This is a genomic window from Nonomuraea sp. NPDC005983 (assembly GCF_040614375.1).
GTDB lineage: Bacteria > Actinomycetota > Actinomycetes > Streptosporangiales > Streptosporangiaceae > Nonomuraea.
Genome location: NZ_JBEXUP010000166.1, coordinates 1 through 18,388 on the forward strand (window position 1 = coordinate 1; position 18,388 = coordinate 18,388).

General features: G+C 69.1%; 21 protein-coding genes. 9 read left to right on the plus strand and 12 right to left on the minus strand.

All coding sequences use genetic code 11. The features are described 5' to 3' along the window. The 3 genes from ABZ297_RS40755 to ABZ297_RS40765 form a co-directional block, all read right to left on the minus strand. On the minus strand, positions 1-430 hold a 430-nt coding region (locus ABZ297_RS40755; protein ID WP_355357814.1), incomplete at its 3' end, for a DUF2064 domain-containing protein. Then, positions 427-942 carry a M48 family metallopeptidase gene (locus ABZ297_RS40760; RefSeq protein WP_355357817.1) on the minus strand — a complete coding sequence of 172 codons (516 nt, stop codon included), beginning with the start codon at positions 940-942 and terminating at the stop codon, positions 427-429. The genes ABZ297_RS40755 and ABZ297_RS40760, both read right to left, overlap by 4 nt. Before the next feature lie 67 nt (positions 943-1,009). Continuing rightward, positions 1,010-1,792, minus strand: a complete 783-nt coding sequence (locus ABZ297_RS40765; protein WP_355357820.1) for an enoyl-CoA hydratase/isomerase family protein — start codon at positions 1,790-1,792, stop codon at positions 1,010-1,012. A gap of 220 nt (positions 1,793-2,012) precedes the next feature. On the opposite strand from ABZ297_RS40765, the gene ABZ297_RS40770 reads away from it, so the two are divergent. Both ABZ297_RS40770 and ABZ297_RS40775 read left to right on the plus strand, forming a co-directional pair. Continuing rightward, positions 2,013-3,374, plus strand: coding sequence for a ThiF family adenylyltransferase (locus ABZ297_RS40770; RefSeq protein ID WP_355357823.1), 1,362 nt, complete (start codon positions 2,013-2,015; stop codon positions 3,372-3,374). 67 nt (positions 3,375-3,441) lie between these two features. Continuing rightward, positions 3,442-4,776 carry an AarF/UbiB family protein gene (locus tag ABZ297_RS40775; protein WP_355357826.1) on the plus strand — a complete coding sequence of 445 codons (1,335 nt, stop codon included), beginning with the start codon at positions 3,442-3,444 and terminating at the stop codon, positions 4,774-4,776. Between the two features lie 304 nt (positions 4,777-5,080). On the opposite strand, the gene ABZ297_RS40780 is transcribed toward ABZ297_RS40775, so the two are convergent. Both ABZ297_RS40780 and ABZ297_RS40785 read right to left on the minus strand, forming a co-directional pair. After that, positions 5,081-6,235 carry an NAD(P)/FAD-dependent oxidoreductase gene (locus tag ABZ297_RS40780; RefSeq protein ID WP_355357829.1) on the minus strand — a complete coding sequence of 385 codons (1,155 nt, stop codon included), beginning with the start codon at positions 6,233-6,235 and terminating at the stop codon, positions 5,081-5,083. Next, positions 6,223-6,729, minus strand: coding sequence for a helix-turn-helix domain-containing protein (locus ABZ297_RS40785; protein WP_355357832.1), 507 nt, complete (start codon positions 6,727-6,729; stop codon positions 6,223-6,225). Before ABZ297_RS40785 ends, ABZ297_RS40780 begins: the two co-directional genes overlap by 13 nt. A 228-nt stretch (positions 6,730-6,957) precedes the next feature. Between ABZ297_RS40785 and ABZ297_RS40790 the strand changes: the two genes are divergently transcribed. Together ABZ297_RS40790 and ABZ297_RS40795 are read left to right on the plus strand one after the other, a co-directional pair. Further along, positions 6,958-7,350, plus strand: a complete 393-nt coding sequence (locus tag ABZ297_RS40790) for a VOC family protein (protein WP_355357835.1) — start codon at positions 6,958-6,960, stop codon at positions 7,348-7,350. Positions 7,351-7,533: 183 nt separating this feature from the next. Then, a complete protein-coding gene (locus ABZ297_RS40795) occupies positions 7,534-8,088 on the plus strand; it encodes a YciI family protein (protein WP_355357838.1) in 555 nt (184 codons plus the stop codon). Positions 8,089-8,094: 6 nt separating this feature from the next. On the opposite strand, the gene ABZ297_RS40800 is transcribed toward ABZ297_RS40795, so the two are convergent. The 5 genes from ABZ297_RS40800 to ABZ297_RS40820 all read right to left on the minus strand — a co-directional run bounded on the left by ABZ297_RS40800 (position 8,095) and on the right by ABZ297_RS40820 (position 12,495). Then, a complete protein-coding gene (locus tag ABZ297_RS40800) occupies positions 8,095-8,235 on the minus strand; it encodes a hypothetical protein (protein WP_355357841.1) in 141 nt (46 codons plus the stop codon). Positions 8,236-8,696: 461 nt separating this feature from the next. Further along, positions 8,697-8,966, minus strand: a complete 270-nt coding sequence (locus tag ABZ297_RS40805) for a WhiB family transcriptional regulator (protein ID WP_103964555.1) — start codon at positions 8,964-8,966, stop codon at positions 8,697-8,699. A gap of 126 nt (positions 8,967-9,092) precedes the next feature. Continuing rightward, positions 9,093-9,353: a hypothetical protein gene (locus tag ABZ297_RS40810; RefSeq protein WP_355357844.1), complete on the minus strand. Its 261-nt coding sequence runs from the start codon at positions 9,351-9,353 to the stop codon at positions 9,093-9,095. Positions 9,354-9,463: 110 nt separating this feature from the next. Beyond that, the gene (gene tesB / locus ABZ297_RS40815) at positions 9,464-10,333 is read right to left on the minus strand and encodes an acyl-CoA thioesterase II (protein WP_355357847.1); all 870 of its coding nucleotides are present in this window, start codon (positions 10,331-10,333) and stop codon (positions 9,464-9,466) included. A gap of 74 nt (positions 10,334-10,407) precedes the next feature. Beyond that, entirely contained in the window at positions 10,408-12,495 is a 2,088-nt protein-coding gene (locus tag ABZ297_RS40820; RefSeq protein WP_355357850.1) for an ATP-dependent DNA helicase UvrD2, read from the minus strand. A gap of 124 nt (positions 12,496-12,619) precedes the next feature. Here ABZ297_RS40820 and ABZ297_RS40825 point away from each other — a divergent pair, with 124 nt between their 5' ends. Next, a complete protein-coding gene (locus ABZ297_RS40825; RefSeq protein ID WP_355357853.1) occupies positions 12,620-13,504 on the plus strand; it encodes an alpha/beta hydrolase in 885 nt (294 codons plus the stop codon). A gap of 67 nt (positions 13,505-13,571) precedes the next feature. Then, positions 13,572-13,823 carry a glutaredoxin domain-containing protein gene (locus ABZ297_RS40830; protein WP_355357856.1) on the plus strand — a complete coding sequence of 84 codons (252 nt, stop codon included), beginning with the start codon at positions 13,572-13,574 and terminating at the stop codon, positions 13,821-13,823. Between the two features lie 95 nt (positions 13,824-13,918). Here the strand turns inward: ABZ297_RS40830 and ABZ297_RS40835 are convergent, their stop codons facing one another. Together ABZ297_RS40835 and nudC are read right to left on the minus strand one after the other, a co-directional pair. Further along, positions 13,919-14,239: a hypothetical protein gene (locus tag ABZ297_RS40835; RefSeq protein WP_355357859.1), complete on the minus strand. Its 321-nt coding sequence runs from the start codon at positions 14,237-14,239 to the stop codon at positions 13,919-13,921. A gap of 62 nt (positions 14,240-14,301) precedes the next feature. After that, complete coding sequence (nudC, locus tag ABZ297_RS40840; protein ID WP_355357862.1) at positions 14,302-15,276, minus strand: NAD(+) diphosphatase; 975 nt, start codon at positions 15,274-15,276, stop codon at positions 14,302-14,304. A gap of 140 nt (positions 15,277-15,416) precedes the next feature. On the opposite strand from nudC, the gene ABZ297_RS40845 reads away from it, so the two are divergent. The 3 genes from ABZ297_RS40845 to ABZ297_RS40855 are packed head-to-tail and all read left to right on the plus strand — an operon-like array spanning position 15,417 to position 18,373. Continuing rightward, complete coding sequence (locus ABZ297_RS40845) at positions 15,417-16,553, plus strand: siderophore biosynthesis protein (protein ID WP_355357865.1); 1,137 nt, start codon at positions 15,417-15,419, stop codon at positions 16,551-16,553. Next, positions 16,550-18,025 carry an IucA/IucC family protein gene (locus ABZ297_RS40850; protein ID WP_355357868.1) on the plus strand — a complete coding sequence of 492 codons (1,476 nt, stop codon included), beginning with the start codon at positions 16,550-16,552 and terminating at the stop codon, positions 18,023-18,025. The genes ABZ297_RS40845 and ABZ297_RS40850 overlap by 4 nt, the downstream gene beginning before the upstream one ends. Further along, positions 18,026-18,373 carry a hypothetical protein gene (locus ABZ297_RS40855; protein WP_355357871.1) on the plus strand — a complete coding sequence of 116 codons (348 nt, stop codon included), beginning with the start codon at positions 18,026-18,028 and terminating at the stop codon, positions 18,371-18,373. Positions 18,374-18,388 lie beyond the last annotated feature (15 nt).

Here is an 18,388-nt window from a genome sequence, read left to right on the forward strand (position 1 = left end):
CGGGGTCGTCCAGGTCGGGGTCGGCCCAGTCGGGCATCGGCAGGCCGCAGGCGAGCGCCACCGCGCCACCCCGCTCGGCGGGGCAGACCGTGATCTGGGCGCGTCCGAGCTCGCGGAAGAGCTTGCCGACCAGCAGCGGCGGCAGGTCGGGCGCGTCGGCGGCGATCACCACGACCTGGTCGCCGTCCAGGCGTTTCACGATGCTCTTCAGCGGCTCGTCCTCGGCTATCGTGATCACCTCGGTGCCCGGCCAGACGATCTCTTCCAGGCCCGCGACACTCGTCACCAGGACGGGCGTCAGCAGTTCCAGGCCCGCCACCATCTCGTAGGTGTCTTCAGCCACCGCTTCCAGGAACTCGTCGGGGGCCACGCCCTCGGGGGCCGCCCTGGCCATGCTCTGCCGTACCAGGACCGCGGCCGTACGCGTCAACACTCCTCCGGTGCGGTGTGCGCGGCGGCGGAGAACCCCTCGAGGAAGCCGCGCGCCCGTTCTGCCTTGGGATACTGTTCTACCAGCGCCCAGAACCGCGGGCCATGGCTCGGCACCAGCAGGTGCACCAGCTCGTGGATGATGACGTAGTTGATGACCCACTCGGGCAGCCCCCTGAGGCGGGTCGAGATCCTGATCGTGCCGCTCTCCGGGGTGCAGGAACCCCAGCGGTGCTGCTGGTTGTCGACCCAGCGGACACTCGCGGGGTCGGCCTCGCCGTCGAGGAACTTCGCCGACAGCTCTCGGGCACGCTCGAGCAAGCCCTCGTCCGTCGGCCTTCTCCGCCGCTCCTTGGCAGCAAGCCGATCCAGCATCCGGCTCACCCATTCATCAGCGTCGTCACCGCTCAGCCAGGCGGGCAGGAGCACGATCGTCTTGTCGCCGTCGCGGTAGGCGGAGACCGTACGCCGGCGACGAGAACTGCGACGGACCTCGACTGTCTCGGGGGGCACATATGCACGTTAGCCGAGACTGACGAAATTCCACAGAGGGTGGACCTTGTTTCTGCTGGTCAGATGATTAAGAGCCGGTGAATTTGGGCAGTCGCCTTTCCCGATGCGCGGCCAACCCCTCGATCATGTCGGCTGACGCCATGGTCACCGGCTGCGCCAGGGACTCCCATCGCAGTGCGGCTTCCAGGTCCTGATGATCCTGAGTGAGTGCGACTTTGGTAAGCCTCGTGGCAATGGGGGCGTTGCGCGCGACCGTCTCAGCGATCTTCTCAACTTCCCGCATAAGGTCATTTTTTGGGAAAGATTGATTTACAACTCCTTTATCGGCTGCTTCTGCTCCGAGGAGCGTGCGTCCCGTGAGCAGCATCTCCCGCGCCAGCCCGGTTCCCGCCCTTCTCGGCAGCAGGTACGTGGCCGCCATGCCCGGATGCAGGCCCAGCGACGTGAACGGTGCCAGCAGCTTGGCGTCGTCGGCGGCGTACACGAGATCGCAGGCCAGCGCGACGCAGAGCCCCGCGCCGACGGCCGGGCCGTTGACGGCCGCGATGGTGGGGACCTCCAGCGTGGTGATGGCCAGCCAGGTGCGGTAGAAGGTGAGCATCCGGTCCCGCAGCCGAGGGACGTCCTCGGCTCCGCGCTCGCCGATCCACGACAGGTCCCCGCCGGAGCAGAAGGCGCTGCCCGCGCCGGTCACGACGACGCACCGGATGTCGCGGTCACGGGCCAGTTCGTCCATTGTGAGACGCCACTGTTCGGTCATGCGGTCGGTCATGGCGTTGCGCCGGTCCGGGCAGTTCAGGGTGAGCAGGACGACGCCGTTGTCTTTGCGGTCTACCAGGAGCTCGCTCATGCGAGAGAGCGTAGCCAGGCCCGCCCGCCCTTCTCATCCCTTCCCGCGGGGTCTGTACCTCCTGTCTCCCCTTCCTCGTCCGCCCGTGCGCTACCGCCCTCTCAGCACGTGTCCGGCTGGCCATCCGTTTTCCACAGGCTCCCGTCCTGTGGGATGCGTTATCCACAGCCCTTGAGGAACCCGCACCGGATCCTGAGTTCGCGTGGAAACCTTTCGCGCCATGAGGCCACGTGTGAAACCCGCCCTGCGGCGGATCATCCGCGACGAGCACACCCTGCAACTCGGCGTACACCCCCGGCGGGCCGTCATGCTGACCGACCTGCCCCGTCCGATCCGCGAGTGGATCGGACGGCTCGACGGCACCCTCGACCTGGGCCAGGCGCTGCGCGAAGCGGCCGCGGCGGGGCTCGACGAGCCTGCGGCCCGCGCACTCCTCGACCAGCTCATCAGCCAGGGCATCGTGCACGACGCCGCCCTCCCCACTCCGCTCGCCGACGTCCCGCTGAGCGAACGAGACCGCCTGCGTCCTGACCTCGACGCCCTCGACCTCGCCTCCACCACCCTCGACGGCGGCCACGCCGCCCTGGCCAGAAGAAGGCAGGCACGCGTACGGGTCTACGGCGCAGGCCGAGTCGGCGCCCAGATCGTCGCTCTCCTCGCGGCATGCGGCGTGGGGCACATCCGGGTGATCGACGCCGCTCTCACCCGCCCCTCCGACATCACGCCCGGTGGTCTCACCTGGTCCGGAGTCGGGCTGCCGCGTGAGGAGGCCGCGGTGGCGGTCGCCCGGAGGCTCACGTCCGGCCCTCCCCGCTCACCCGGGCACACCAGTGTTGCTCCGAACGACGCTCCTCGATCCGCTTCCAGGTCGGCTCCGTCCATCCCCAAGACGACTCCGCCCGGCTCGACGGCGGCTCCGCTCGGCTCTAAGGCGCCCCCACCCGGATCGTTTGGTTTGGAGGCCTCCTCCGTGGGGCTGGGGGCCGTCCCTCGCCGTAGACGCCCGTCCACCACAGAGCACGCCTCCTCACCTCATGCGGTCTCCGCGCCCCGGCCCGTCAGCAGCGCCGCGCCCTCGGTGGACGTGAGGGCTGGAGCTCCGTACCTGGGTGATGGCTCGCAGCGTCCCGATCTCGTGATCCTCGCTCCTGTCACGCCGCTCGACGGCGTCCTCGTCAGCGAGTTGACCGATCTCGGCATCCCGCATCTTCTGGCATCCGCGTACGAAGGTCACGGATCCGTCGGCCCGCTGGTCCTCCCGGGCGAGACGGCCTGCTTGCACTGCCTCGACCTGACCAGGCGCGACCACGACCCTGCCTGGCCCATCGTCACCGCGCGGCTGGGCGGCTTTCCGCCCGGCGAGATCGCCTGCGACTCCGCCCTGGCGACGGCCGTCGCAGCCGCCGCGACCGGCCACGCGCTTGCTCATCTGGAAGGACGAGAGTCCGTTGTGACCAACGGCACAGTCGACGTAATGCCTGATTGGCGCTGGAAAACCCGCACATGGGCAAAGCACCAGCAATGTCGTTGTATGCGAAACAATCCATATTCGCTAAGAATGGTCATGTCAGCTTCCCAGTGACTGACCTGCTCCGGGGACGACCACGAAGGGGGGAAGCGGCGTCTCGAACGAGACACCGCGCATCAGTGTGAGCGATCTTCCGCGCCGCGCCGTCACGCGCTCCGCCAAACTGGCGACCCTTCCACTCGGGTTCGCCGGCCGCGCCGCCCTGGGTATCGGGAAGCGAATCGGCGGCAAATCCGCCGAGGTGGTCGCCCAGGAGATCCAGCAGCGCACCGCCGAGCAGATCTTCAAGGTCCTCGGCGAGCTCAAGGGCGGCGCGATGAAGCTCGGGCAGGCGCTGTCCATCTTCGAGGCCGCGCTGCCGCCCGAGATCGTCGGCCCCTACCGCGCCACCCTCACGAAGCTCCAGGACGCCGCCCCGCCCCTGCCCGTCGCCACCGTCCACAAGGTGCTCGCCGAGCAGCTGGGTGACGACTGGCGCGAGAACTTCCAGTCCTTCGACGACCAGCCCACCGCGGCCGCCTCCATCGGCCAGGTGCACAAGGCCGTGTGGCACGACGGCCGCGAGGTCGCCGTCAAGATCCAATACCCCGGCGCCGGTAAGGCCCTGCTCGGCGACTTCGCCCAGCTCGCCCGCCTGGGGAAGCTCTTCGGCGTCCTGCTGCCCGGCCTCGACATCAAGGCGGTCCTGGCCGAGCTGCGCGAGCGCATCGCCGAAGAGCTCGACTACCTGCGCGAGGCGGAGGCCCAGCACGCCTTCGCCCTCGAGTTCGACGACGACCCCGACTTCCACGTCCCCGACGTGGTCGCCGCCAACGAGATGATCCTGGTCACGGAGTGGATGGACGGCACCCCGCTGTCGCGCATCATCTCCGACGGCACCAAGGAGGAGCGCGACCGGGCCGGCCTGCTGTTCGTCCGCTTCCTGTTCTGCTCACCGGCCAGGGTCGGCATGCTGCACGCCGACCCCCACCCGGGCAACTTCCGGATGCTGCCGAACGGCAAGCTCGGCGCCCTCGACTTCGGCGCGGTCAACCGTCTCCCCGACGGCTACCCCGCAGCCTTCGGCCAGCTGACCCGCATCTTCAACCAGGGCGACATGGACACCGTGGTGGCGGGCCTTCGCGCGGAAGGCTTCATCCGTCCGGAGATAGAGGTTGATGTCGACGCCCTCCGCGCCTTCCTCGCCCCCTACGTGGAGCCGACGGCCGTGGAGGAGTTCACCTTCAGCCGCGAATGGCTCCAGGCACAGGCGGCCAGCGTCACCGATTTACGGCCGACCAACGTGGTCAGGCAGCTCAACCTCCCGGTCACGTACGTCCTGATCCACCGTGTCCACGCAGCGGGCATCGGTGTCCTCTGCCAGCTCGGCGCCACGGCCCGCTTCCGCGACGAGGTGATCCGCTGGGTCCCCGGTTTCAGCGACGACCCCAACGACGAGCCCATCTCCGTCAGCTGACCATCCCCGATTCCCATCCCTTCCACCAACCAACAGTGGCGCTTCAGGTGCGCGCTTCATGTTGCTTCAGGTGCGGGTGGTGCTTCAGGGGGGCCCGGTAGCAATCGCGGAGAATCCAACGGATATGGATCTGACCTGCACGGATGGAGCTTGATCCGCCATGCCGTGATCGTGCTTCCCAAGAAGTCTTCGCAGGCCAGCAGCAAGATCGTTGGGTTCACAGCCATTGCTACCGTGCCCCCGGGGCATACGGCTGACCTGCGCTAACGCGGGAGCTTGACCGCCCTGGCGGGTTGCTGATCATCTAGCCGTCGAAAATGGCCCGGCGAAGAGGCGGTATCGCACCGCAGAGGCGGAAGAAGCCGCGGGCAGTGCCACGCACGAGGCGGCTACGGACGGTGGCCAGCCGCAGGTACATCAGTGCCTCCCCCACCGCCGCGAAACCGTAGGAGATCATCTCGGCCTCGTAGCCTCGCACCGCCTCGATCAGCGGTGTCCCGCTGGTCAGCGCTTCACGCAAGGTGCTGGCGTCACGCAGTGCGGTGTTGCCGCCGAGCCCGCCGACCGGTGGCATGTTGTGAATGGCGTCGCCGAGCAGGGTGACGTTCGTCGTCGCCCAGGGTTTGACCTTGACCGCCGCGCGGAAGTCGAAGAGCTCCACGCTGCCCGACTCTGCGACCAGCCGACGCAGATCCGGATGCCAGTGGCGGCTCCGCTCCAGAACGAACCCGTGCGGTGCCTGGCCCGTGTACGTCGCCCGGTGGGCGACAAACGCCCACATGAGATACCCCTCACCCACCCGAGGCCGGAACGCGGCCGTGAAGAGGAAGTCCCGCCACGGGAGGATCATGTTCTTGTTCGTGGCCAGGACTTCGGGCAGCCACTTGTCGGTCTCTGGAGTCAGCGGCAGCCTGCCGCCGACTCCGAAGGCGGCCGGGTCGCGCTGGCCGCCCCCGGGGAGCAGTTGGCGCTTCACCCTCGATCGCGAGCCATCGGCGCCGACGAGCAACGTGCCGTTTGCCGTACTCCCATCGGCGAAATGCGCGACAACCTCGCCTTGAGGCTGCTCGTAACGCACGAACTCCTTGCCGAACCTGACATCGACCCCGTCGAGCAAGATCTCACGCAACGCCACCCGGCTGACGGCGTGCGCCGACTCCACCGGGGAGGTACGGCCCGCGTTGCTGCGCTCCTGCATCAGCTCGCGAAGCCGCTCATCGAGAACGCCCATGCCTGGTCCAGGGTTGCCTGAGGCGGCGATCAGGCGGTCCCACAGCTCTGGCGACAGGCAGGCGTGAAGCGACCGGCTGCCGACAGGTTCGATGTTGAGGCGGTAGCCTTGCAACCTCGCGTCGGGGGCGGCGTCCCGCTCGTACACGGTCGCACTGACCCCTGCCCGCTTGAGGCCCTGCGCCAGACACAGGCCGCCGATCCCACCGCCGATGATCAGAACGTGCATGGCCGGCCTCCGCGAAGCAACTGACACAGATCCTTGAGCACGGCAGGAGCCTGCTCGGGGTGCAGGCTGGCCCCTTTCACGGTCGCGATGACCAGCTCGACTTCGCCTCGTGCGAACCCGGTGAGGCTCGACCGCCAGCCCTCCTCGTGAGCGGCGACCGTAGCGCGGGTCCGCGGATCGCGCAGGGATCGCAGGTCCAACTCCCTGAGCACGATGTGCAACTCCGGTCGTTCAGCGATCGCCGCACCGACCATGCCCAGGTGACGGCACAGCCGTTCCTCCCGGCTGCCATCCGCAGATGCACCCGTCCTCACCTGATCGGTGACGTGGCCGACGACCGCGTCCACCAAATCCTGTTTCGTACCGAAGTAGTGATGCAGCGTGGAGTGATCTATGCCCGCTTGCGCGGCCACCGCCCTCAAACGCAACCCCTCGAACCCTTCTCGCGCGATCGCCTCATAGGCCGCGATGATCAGGGCCTCGCGTTTGCTCACCCTCAGGCCTCCCATCCTCAACCAACCACTTGGTGGAGTGTGGCAGCCATGAACAGGTAAGGTCAACTTCGGCCAGATCTCACCCCTGTTCGAGGCTGTGAGGCCTGCGATGGAAGGAAGGTCTGTCGTCCGCGAGAGGGCGTACTGCGGCGTCTTGTGCGGTGACTGTGAACGTTCGCCGCTGTGGTCCCCGTATAAGCAGGCGTTTCGCCTCCTTATGATCGTCACATGCCACTAGGTCATATTGGAGTGAATGTCCGTGACCTCGCCCAAGCCAGGGCGTACTACGACGAGTTCATGCCCCTGGTCGGCTTTGAGAGCTTCTTTGCGGCCGACGACGAGTTCTCCTACCGCCCGGTGGGCGGCGAACCAGGCACGTACCTGTTCTTCTATCCGGCGCTGGAGGACGGCGCCTATTCACGCCATCGTCCCGGTCTCCAGCACCTGGCCTTCATGGTGAAGACCCGCCAGGAGGTGGATCGCCTGCACGAGTGGGCGACCGCGGGGGGTGCGAATGTGCTTTATGCGCCTCAGGAGCTCCCCCAGTACGGCCCCGCCTACTACGCCACGTTCTGGGAAGGCCCCGACGGCGTCACTTTGGAAGTCGTCTGTCACCGGTGACCGACTGACTCCCTTCCAGTGCGAACACCAAACCGGTGAACGTTCACTGGTCACTGCACCACCGATGTTGAAAGGCTTCTCGGGTGGCTGCAGCTCGTCCGCAGGAACTGGTTGACCTGGGATGTTGAGGCTGGAGCCGGTCAGGAGGGGGTCCGCCGCCACGATCATCTAGGCTGAACGACCGTGGAGTATTTCGTATACGGCCGCGACCGCCCCGGTGCCTTCGAGCTCAAGGTGAGCCTGAACGACGACCACTGGTCCTTCATGGATGGGTACGGGGAGCTGCTGGTCGCCCGCGGCCCCACGCTGACCGGCGATGGCGACGAGGCCGAGTCGACAGGCAGCCTGCACATCGTCGACCTTCCGAACGCGGAAGCCGCCCGCACGTTCGCCTACGAAGAGCCGTACTACCGGGCCGGCGTCTTCGAGTCGGTGCTGCTGTGCCGCTTTCACAACGTCCTGGGTCGCACCATGTGGGACTTCACCGAGGCTGTCGACGGCTACGGCCGGTTCCTGGTGATCACCACGGACGAGTCCGACCCTGCGCCGGTCACGTCGAAACACCTGATCGTGTACGGCGATCTGCTCGCCCTCGACGGCGAGGCGCGGCTCGGCCGGGCGGCCCTGGTAGAGGCGCCGGATCACGAAGCCGCCGCGACGCTGCTGCCGGCCAGCGGCGGCCGCACAGAGGTCCGTCCCTGGCGCTTCGGCGGCAGACCCGCTCAGCGGGGCGCGTAAGAGGGGTTACTGGATGACCGTCAGCCAGTCGTGCTCGTCGATGAACTGACGCATCTCGGCGTAGATGTCCGCCGACCTACCGACCGGCCGAACCCGCTCGGCGTCCGTCAGACTGATCTCCACCGCGGACGGACCTGAACGCGCCACGCCATCAGCGTACGAACTTGTTCGGCGAATTTCCGACGCATGACACCGGTGCGGAGAAGGTGCCGGGCCGGGAGGAAGAGGAAACGGGAGCGGGCCGGGCGCAGGAAGTGCGCTCGGCCCGCTGGTGCTCGTCGAAGAGCTGGAAGCGGGTCCCAAGAAGGGGAGTCCCGATCAGGGCGTGGAGGGGAACCCCTGGCGGGGAGATCCTGCGCCGGCGGCAGGATCTCCCGCGTCAGAGTTCCTGGCCCAGGACCCTGCGGAGGCGGTCGTTGGCTCGCTGGACCTGGCGCCGCGCCCGCTGCACGCGCCGGATGCGCGCAACGAGGCGTTGCTCCTCCGCCTCACGGTGGAGCGTTTGTATTCGGTCATTCACCAGGTCATGGTAAAGATGCGGCACTGCGAGGCTCCTCTGGGAAATGGCGCTCATCTGTCTGTCTGCTTTCTGGTTGAAGGTGCGGGGTTCAGGCAGCGACCGGGTGCTTCCGCGGACGGCCGCGCGGACGCTTGCGGGGAACGACGGTTCCCCTGAGGATCAGTTCGCCGCCCCAGACGCCCCATGGCTCCTCGCGCTCGAGCGCGCGGGCCAGGCAGGCCTTCTGGATGGGGCAGCCGCCGCAGAGCGCCTTCGCGAACTCGACGTCCTCGGGCGACTCGGCGAACCACAGGTCAGGGTCGGTACGGCAGGGGATCTTGGCTTCGTCGATCAGGTCCATGATCGTCTTCGCCCCCATCTGCGTTCTCCTTTGATCGAACTCTTTGATCTTGGTCGGGCACCTCGTGGGTGGTCGGGGATCACGGACAAACAAAGAGGCCGCGGATCCTGTCTGCGGATCCGCGGCCTGGAGGCTTGTTGCCGGTCAGGTTATGACCGGTACATCCCTCCAGGGATGCGGACCGCGCAGTCCACCCTTGGGGCTCTGCTGGGTCGGCAGTTCGGCGCCTGCGATGAAGACAGGTGCGCTGTAGGCGCTGGCGCCGAAGCGGGCGTGCGCGTAGGCGGCGGCCTGGCTGCGGGCAGACTTCTCCTGCCGAAGCTTGGCCGGCCCATCAGCGAGCCTGACCGAGTTACGGCATGCGGAAGCGAGCCACTGCGTGGCCGACATCTGGATGCTTCTCACTGAGGCTCACCTCCACTCTGGGATCGTCGGACAGGGCTGCCCGACTCGCTTGACCATGACCCTAACCGGGAACCCTGGGCCGGGCAACATATTTTCTACCTGCGATTTTGTTACTTCATCACACGAATCATCGCCTCCTGGACGACGGAGACGACGAGGTCACCCGACGCGGTGAACATCTCACCGCGAGCGAGCCCCCGCGCTCCCCCGGACCAGGGGGACTCCTGCGCGTAGAGCAGCCAGTCGTCGGCTCTGAACGGCCGGTGGAACCACATGGCGTGGTCGAGCGAGGCGCCCATGATGTTCGAGGCGCCCCAGGCCATGCCGTGCGCCAGCAGTATCGTGTCGACCAGCGTGAAGTCGGAGGCGTAGGCGGCCAGCACGACGTGCAGCAGCGGATCGTCGGGCAGCTCGGCGTCGTAGCGGAACCAGACGTTGGTCTGGGCGCTGCGCAGGGCCGGGTCGCGGTAGGCCTCCCAGGTCAGCGGCGAGGCGTAGCGGGCGTCGACCGGGCGCGGGCGTGACAGCCAGTCGCGGTATTCGGGCGCGTCGCCGACCAGCTCGAACATGCGGTCCTGGAACGGGGACAGCGTCTCGGGGTCGGGGACGGTGGGCATCACCGACGCCTGGTGCGCCACGCCGTCCTCCAGGACGTGGAACGACGCCGACATCGTGAAGATCGCCTTGCCGTGCTGGACCGCCACGACCCGGCGGGTGGCGAACGAGCGTCCGTCGCGGACCCGCTCGACGTTGTAGACGATCGGGATCGAGGGGTCGCCCGGCCTGATGAAGTAGGCGTGCAGCGAGTGCACGTTCCTGTCGGACGAGACCGTGCGGCCTGCGGCGACGAGCGCCTGGGCGGCGACCTGACCACCGAAGACACGCTGGATGCGCTCTTCGGGGCTGCGTCCGCGGAAGATGTCGAGCTCGATCTGCTCGAGGTCGAGCAGATCGAGCAGCTCCTTCAGCGCCTCGTTCACAGGTCCCCCTTGCGATATCCGTATGCCGACAAGTTTGGCGTGTCGCCCTTCGACTACCAAACCCGACCTATCGGTCAGGTGGAGGTGCGGCAGAGGGCGAGGACGGCTTCGCCGTACTTGTCGAGCTTGGTCCTGCCGATTCCGGCTATCGCGAGCAGGGCTTGCTCGGTCGTGGGGACGCGTTCGGCGATGGCCTGGAGTGTCACGTCGGTGAAGACGACGTACGGGGGGATCTTGGCCTCCTTGGCGGTGGCGGTGCGCCACGCTTTGAGGCTCTCCAGGAGGGCCTCGTCGTAGTCGGCCGGGCAGGTGGAACAGCGGCCCAGTTTCTGCTCGGCCGCCACGACCAGGGTTCTGGCGCAGACGCGACAGCTCACGGGGGCCGCCGGCTGGCGGCGTTCGCGGGCGGGCGCGGCCACGCGGGGCGCGGAGGCGGGACGGCCCGTGAGGCCGTCGAGGAAGCGGGACGGGCGGCGCCCCTTGCGCCCGCCCGGAGCCCGTGCCAGCGCCCACGACAGCGACAGGTGCTCGCGCGCCCTGGTGATGCCGACATAGAGGAGGCGGCGTTCCTCCTCGATCTGCTCGGGGGACTCGGCGTAGATGATCGGCATCATGCCGTCGGTGAGGCCGACGAGGAAGACGGAGTCCCACTCCAGGCCCTTGGCCGCGTGCAGGGACGCGAGCGTGACGCCCTCAACGGGCGGCGCGTGCTGCTCGGACGCGCGGCGCTCCAGCTCGGCGACGTAGTGCTGCAGGTCGGCGCCCGAGGCGGCCATGTCCTCCGCCAGGTCGGCCAGCGCCTTCAGCGACTCCCACTTCTCGCGGGCCTTGCCTCCGCCGGGCGCGTTGGGGGTCAGGCCGATGCCCGACAGGATGTGGTGGACCTCCGAGGCCAGCGGCTCGCCGGCCGCCGATCTGGCGGCCCCGCGCAGCAGCACCACGGCCTGGCGCACCTCCGGACGTTCGAAGAAGCGCTCCGCGCCGCGCAGGACGTACGGGATGCCGGCCTTGGACAGGGCCTCCTCGTAGGCCTCCGACTGGGAGTTGATGCGGAACAGGATCGCGATCTCCCGCGAGGGCACGCCCTGGTCGAGCAGCTTCCTGATCGCGCGAGCGACCCCGGCGGCCTCGGCCGGCTCGTCGTCGTGCTCCTGGAAGACCGGCTTGGGACCGTCGGGCCGCTGGGCGACGAGGTCCAGCCGGTGCGGCGAGCGGGCCTTGGCGATGACCAGGTTGGCGAGGTCGACGACCTGCGGGGTGGAGCGGTAGTCGCGGACCAGCTTGATGACCGCGGCGTCGGGGTGCTCGACGGTGAAGCCGGTCAGGTAGCGGGGGCTGGCGCCGGTGAAGGAGTAGATGGTCTGGTTGGGGTCGCCGACCACGCACAGGTCGTCGCGCCCGCCCAGCCAGGTGTCGAGCAGGAGCTTCTGCAGCGGGTTGACGTCCTGGTACTCGTCGACGACGAAGTAGCGGTACTGCTGGCGGATCTGCGCCGCCACCTCCTGGTGCTCGGTCATCACCGCGGCGGTCAGCTCCAGGATGGTCTCGAAGTCGACCAGGTGGCGCTCGCGCCTGATCTGCTCGTACATCTCGTAGAGGCGGGCCACCTCCTCGGCGGCCGTGGGAGGGGTCCGGTCGTACTTGGCCGCCGCCGCGACGTAGTCTTCCGGGCCGATCTGGCTGACCTTGGCCCACTCGACCTCCGCCGCGATGTCCCGCAACTCGGACCGATCCGGATTTTTCCGGATGTGGCGGCAGGCTTCGACCAGCACCGGCAGCTTGGACTCGATCACCGAGGGCGCCTCGCCGCCGATCACCCTGGGCCAGAAGTAGGTGAGCTGCCGCAGCGCAGCGGCGTGGAACGTACGCGCCTGCACTCCGGGCGCGCCGAGCGCGCGCAGCCGCTGCCTGAGCTCGCCCGCCGCGCGAGTGGTGAACGTCACCGCCAGCACGCTCCGCGCCTCGACGGCGCCACTGAGCACGGCGTGGGCGATGCGGTGGGTGATCGCCCTGGTCTTGCCCGTTCCCGCGCCCGCGAGCACGCAGACGGGCCCGCGCACGGCCTCGGCGACCGCGCGCTGCTCGGGGTCGAGGCCGGCCAGGACGTCGTCCACGCTGTTCACCTGTACATCCTCCCAGCAGGTGGCGGTGAAGGCCTCCATTCTGGCAACATGCCGCCCGTTGTATGTTCATCGTCACCGAGATGCAAAGATCTGGTCTCCTCCCCCACAATGGGGCCGACCATCTGCCTGGGGGAAAGGGAAGGCCGTGCGCACTGCGGTTTCCTTGAGCGTTCTCGCGCTCGTTACCGTCGCGTTCACACCGGTGACCGCGCACGCGTCCAAGGACCCGACACCCGGGCCGACGGCGACCACCCCGACCGACCCCAACGGGATCGGCGGCCTGGCCGTCGAGACGGTCGTGTACGGCACGCACCGCCGCCAGAGCATGGACGTCTGGTGGACCCCCGACGGCACGCGGCGTCCCGGCGTCTTCCTCATCCACGGCGGCTGGTGGTCCAGCGGCGACAAGAAGAGCATGTCGTCGATCACCCGTAGCTACGCCGACCTCGGGTACACGGTCTTCAACCTGAACTACCGGCTCTCCGGCGACGCCGCCTGGCCCGCGCAGCGCACCGACGCGCTGGGCGCCATCGCCACGGCCCGCAAGCACGCCGACCGCTGGTCCTTCGACCCCGGCAACTACGTCGTGGTGGGCTTCTCGGCGGGCGGGCACATCGCGGCCGCGGTCGGCACGTACGGGAACGGGATGAACGGGCTCAAGGGCGTCGTCGGCCTCTCGCCGATCATCTCGCCGCTGCGGGCGTACACCGACGGCCTGGCCACGACCGACCCGTACAAGCGCAAGCTCAGGGCGTCGGCGATCCGGCTCGCCGGGGGGTGCGAGCCCAAGGGCAAGTGCTCGCGGGTGTGGGCCAGCATGGAGGTGGCCTGGCACTCCAGCCGCAAGGACGCCCCGATGCTGACCGTCCACTCGCAGGACGAGTTCGTGCCGCCGCAGCAGAGCCAGCTGCTCAAGCAGACGCTGGGCCAGGTCGGCGTGCCCGTCACCATCTTCACGGCGCCCGGTGTCGCGCACAGCTCGGTGCTGTACCGCGAGCCCGGCGTGGCCGAGCGTGTGCAGCAGTGGATCGCCGAGCGGATCGGTTAGGAATTACCGGGGGCTTCGGCATGTTGGAACGAGCGCCCGTTCTCTGACCTTGGAGGGAATCCCCGACATGGCGCTCACCGTCTACAGCACCACCTGGTGCGGCCCCTGCAAGCGGCTCAAGGCTCAGCTCACGCGCGAGGGCATCAGCTTCGCCGAGGTCGACATCGAGCGGAACCCGGATGCGGCCGAGTTCGTGATGAGCGTCAACAACGGCAACCAGACGGTGCCGACCGTCGTCATCGAGACCCCCAACGGGCGCGTCGTGCGCACCAATCCGTCGGTGCTGGAGGTCAAGGCCCTCCTGGAGAACGCCGCCTGACGGGCTGTGAAGATTGCGAGCCCCCCTGGGAAATGTCAGGGGGGCTCGGTTAGCATGGTCGGGAGGACCTGGGTGATTTGAGCACCCAGGTCCTTTTAGTGGGCGTGGTTGTCGATTTTCTCTTCCAGGCGGAGAATGTCCGCCTTGAGCTCGTTCCGCACGTCCCTGATCTCGTTTCGTACGTCCCCGATCTCACCCTTGAGTTCGTTTCGTACGCTCTTGAGTTCGGCCTTCAGGTCCATGTTGTCGCTCTTGAGCTCGACTACGGCGTTGGTGATGGCACCTGTCACCGCGTCGATGACGCGTCGTTCCGAAGCGCGGATCTTGTCGTCCATCATCACTTCGGCGGCGGCGACCTGGATGGCCAGCTTCTGACGTTCCAGCTCCAGGATTTCCTGGATGTGCGACTCGTTCATGGGCATGAGTTTACCCTCCCATTACCGAATGCGTCTTCGACTTTACGCTTGGTGACCAAGATTCACCAGTCTCCGGCGAGGGGGGCACCGTACCAGGTTTCGATGAGGCGGCGGGCTATCGAGACCGGCGACGGGAGGCGCACCTCGCCCGACCGCAGCGCCTCCGCCAGCTCCGCCCTGCTGAACCAGCGGGCTTCGGCGATCTCCTCGGCGTCGGGGGTCAGCGTGGTGGTGACGGCCCGGGCGAAGAAGCCGAGCATGAGGCTGCGCGGGAACGGCCAGGGCTGGCTGCCGAGGTAGCGCGGGCTGACCACCGCGACGCCGACCTCCTCCGCCACCTCGCGCACCACCGCGTGCTCCAGCGACTCCCCCGGCTCGACGAACCCGGCGAGGATCGACAGGCTCCTCTGCGGCCACTGGGGGCCACGGGCGAGCAGGCAGCGGTCGTCGTCGTCGCGGACCAGCATGATCACGGCGGGGTCGACGCGCGGGAAGTGCTGGCTGCCGTCGCGAGGGCAGACTCGGATATGCCCGCCCGCCTGGACGTCGGTGCGGGCGCCGCAGCGCGGGCAGTACTCGTGGGTGGTGTGCCACGCCTCCAGCGCCACCGCGTAGACCAGCAGGCCGGCGTCGCGATCGCCGAGCAGGCCGCCCACCTGGCGCAGCCCCGCCGCGACGACCTCGCCCTCCGGCGTGTCGCCCACGCTCATCGGGATCGTCACGCGGCCGTTGACGTCGCCCGCCGGCACCCCCGGCAGGGACGCGGCCACCGCGAAGTAGGCGACGCCGTCGTCGACGCCCAGCAGGTAGCGCTCTCCGGGCGGCGTCTCGGCCGTGGTGAACAGCACCGCCCCGACCTCGTCGCCGACCCTTCTGACCAGGGTGCGGCCGTCGTCGATGAGCAGAACCCTGGTGGCGGGGTCGTTCCAGGCACGTTCCAGCCAGCCGTTGTCGGCGCGCAGCGCCGATGACCTGTCGATGGTGCCACGCGCCAGGAGCAGCGGGCCGATGAGTTGCTCTTCCGTGCTCGTCTCCACGGGCCCACCCTTCCAGATCCTCCGACATCCTATGACCTGCGAGTGAGCCGCCCATTACAGAACATGGACGGCGCGGTGATCGTCGAGCGGCTAGGATCAACGAGTTAGGTTAGCCTTACCTACTCGGGGGTGCCTCACCGTTGCGGCTCTACCTCACCGCGCTCAAGCCGACGGACTCGGTGACCGACGGCTTCCTGCCCGCTGCCCGCGCTCTGGGCGCCGACGTGACGATCCTCACCGACCGGCCCGAGCAGCATCCGGACGCGGTCGGGTGCGACGTCCGCGACCCTCGGGCGTTGATCGACGCCATCGCCCACCTGGGACGGCCCGACGCGATCTTCTCCAACTCCGACCACCTGCAGGCCGAGACCGCGCTGGCCGCGGCCTACTTCGGGCTGCCGGGCAAGGACTGGCGGGCCTGCCTGGCGGCCAAGAACAAGTTCCTGATGCGGCGCGCGCTCGCCGACGCCGGGGTGGAGCACGTCCGGTCAGTACGGCTCGCGCCGGAGGACCCGGTGCCACAGGACCTGCCCTACCCCCTGGTGGTCAAGCCCCGCGAGGGGGTGGCCAGCGAGGACGTGCTGCTGGTCGAGCGGGACCTGGCCGGGGCCGTCGCGGAGGTCAGGAGGCGGCGGCCGGGCGAGGCGCTGGTCGTGGAGGAGTACCTGGAGGGCCCGCTGCGGACGCTGGAGACGCTGGGTGACGCGTCCGGGATCCGGGTGCTCGGTGGGTTCCGCACCACGCTCGGGCCGCTGCCGCACTTCGTCGAGGAACGGCTCGACTGGGCTCCGGACGGCCGGCACGAGCACGTCCTGGCCGCTCTGGAGGCGCTCGGGGCGGGGTTCGGCGCGTGTCACACCGAGTACGTCGTCACGCCCGGCGGGCCGCGTCTGGTCGAGGTGAACTACCGGGTGATCGGCGACCACTGCGACTTCCTGCTCGCGGACGTGCTCGGGGTGCCGCTGTTCGAGTGGATCCTGCGGGTGCACCTGGGCGAGCCCGCGCCCGCCGTACCGGACGTGACGCGGCACGGCAGCGCGGTCAGCCTCGTCGCCGACCGGTCGGGGACGATCACGTCCGCGCCGGGGCCGGAGAGGCTGGTCTCGGGCGGTGTCACGCTCTGGCACCGGCCGCTGCGGGCGGCGGGCGACCTGGTCCGCAAGACGCACACGAACCGCGACTACCTGGGCGTGATCCGGGCCGTCGGCCCCGACAGCACTCTGGTGGACGCCGCCATCGACTCCTACCGCGCCGCCCGGCCGTGGGTCGTCGAATGACGCGGGAGGCGTACCTGGCCGCCAGGGTGCTCGACGCGCTGCTGCGCGAGGACTACGGGCGGCTGTCGTCGCGGGTGACCAGGAGCAAGGACGGCGTGGCGCTGGTGCTGGCCGGCGGAGGGCGGGTGCGGCTGGCGCCGGGGACGCTGTTCCAGGATTTCGTGGTCGCGCCGGAGGAGCGGCTGGACCTGGGCGCGGTGCTCGGCACGCTGGCCGAGGTCGCGGACCCGGCCGACGCGCGAGGAGTGGCGGCGTTCTCCGAGGAGTGCGCCGCCGCGCTGGCCGCCCTGGAGCTGCACGACGCGCACCTGCCGGAGGTGCTGGCCCGGCGGCCGTCGTACGAGTCGCGGGCGGCGTTCGTGGATCATCCGGTCTATCCGACGTCCCGGGCGCGGCCGGGTCTGACGGCGGGCGAGCTGCTGGCGTACGCGCCGGAGTTCGCGCCCTCGTTCGAGCTGAGATGGGCCGCGGTCCCCCGGGGCATGCTGGTACCGGGCTCGGCCCGCGCGGCCTTCTGGGGGGACCTGGGGGCCGGGGAGGCGCTGTTCCCCGTCCACCCGCTGGCCGTGGACGAGGTGCGGAAGGTCGCGCGAATCCTCGACGGCGAGCGGCTGCGGGTGCGTCCGACGCTCTCCATGCGGACGGTGGAGATCGACTCCTGTACGCACCTCAAGCTGCCCCTGCCCACCAGCACGCTCGGCGCGCGCAACCGCCGCACGATCAAGCCGGGCACGCTGCACGACGGCGCGCGGGCCGAGCTGCTGCTGCGCGAGCTGGCCGACCCGGACGTGCTGGTCGCCGACGAGCAGACCTTCGCGCACACCGGGCACGAGTTCCTCGCCTGGATGGTCAGGAGGCTCCCGGCGGGCAGGATCGTGCCGGTCGCCGCGCTCAACGCGCCGGGGGTGCTGGCCGAGCTGCGGGACGTGCTGGGGGACGTGCTGCCCGCCTATCTGCGGATCCTGCTGCGCTGGAACGTCCGGCTGTTCGTGCGGTACGGCGTGGCGCTGGAGGCGCACCAGCAGAACCTGTCGCTGGTCTTCGCGGACGGCGGCATGAAGCTGCTCGTCAAGGACAACGACGGCCTTCTGGCCTCTCCCGCGCGGCTGGCCGCGGCGGGCGTCGCGGTGCCGGACTTCGCCGACGAGCGGATGCTGACCGACGACCCGCACGCGCTGGCCGACATGTTCGTGACCATCACGCTGCACCTGGCCGCCGCCGCGGTCGTGTTCGGGGCGCTGCCGCACGCCGAGGCCGCCGCGCTGCTGCGCGACACGCTGTCGGACGCGCTGGCCGAGCACGGCGACGACCCGATGGCCCGGCTCCTGCGCGCCAGGACGCTGGACGCCGCCAGGCTCACCGGCAAATCCATGATCACCGCCGGGACTCTGATGACCAAGGAGCGCTCCGGCGCGCGTGACGTCAACAAGTTCTACGGCACCAGCGGGCCCAACTACCTGAGGAGAGCTTGAATGCACGGAGTGGTCCTCGACTCGCCTGCCGCGCTGGCCGAGGAGGCGACGCTGGCGGCTCTGCTGCGCTGCTGCGTGCGGGAGGTGGCGGGGCCGCGCGGCCTGGTGTGGCCCGCGCCGCCGTACCTGCTGCTGCGGGTCGCGGGCACGCTGCTGCGGGTCCGGACGAGCGGCGGCGCCGCGCTGCGCTTCGACGGCCCGCCGGAGCGGCTGGAGCGGGGCGCCTGGCAGCCGCTGACGTCCGGTGAGCTGGTGGAGCTGGCGGAGGCCGCCCTGTCCGACCTGCCCTCACCGACCGGCCCGCCAGCCTGCTCATCGCCGACGAGCCGACGTCCGCGCTGGACGTGACCGTCCAGCGGCGCA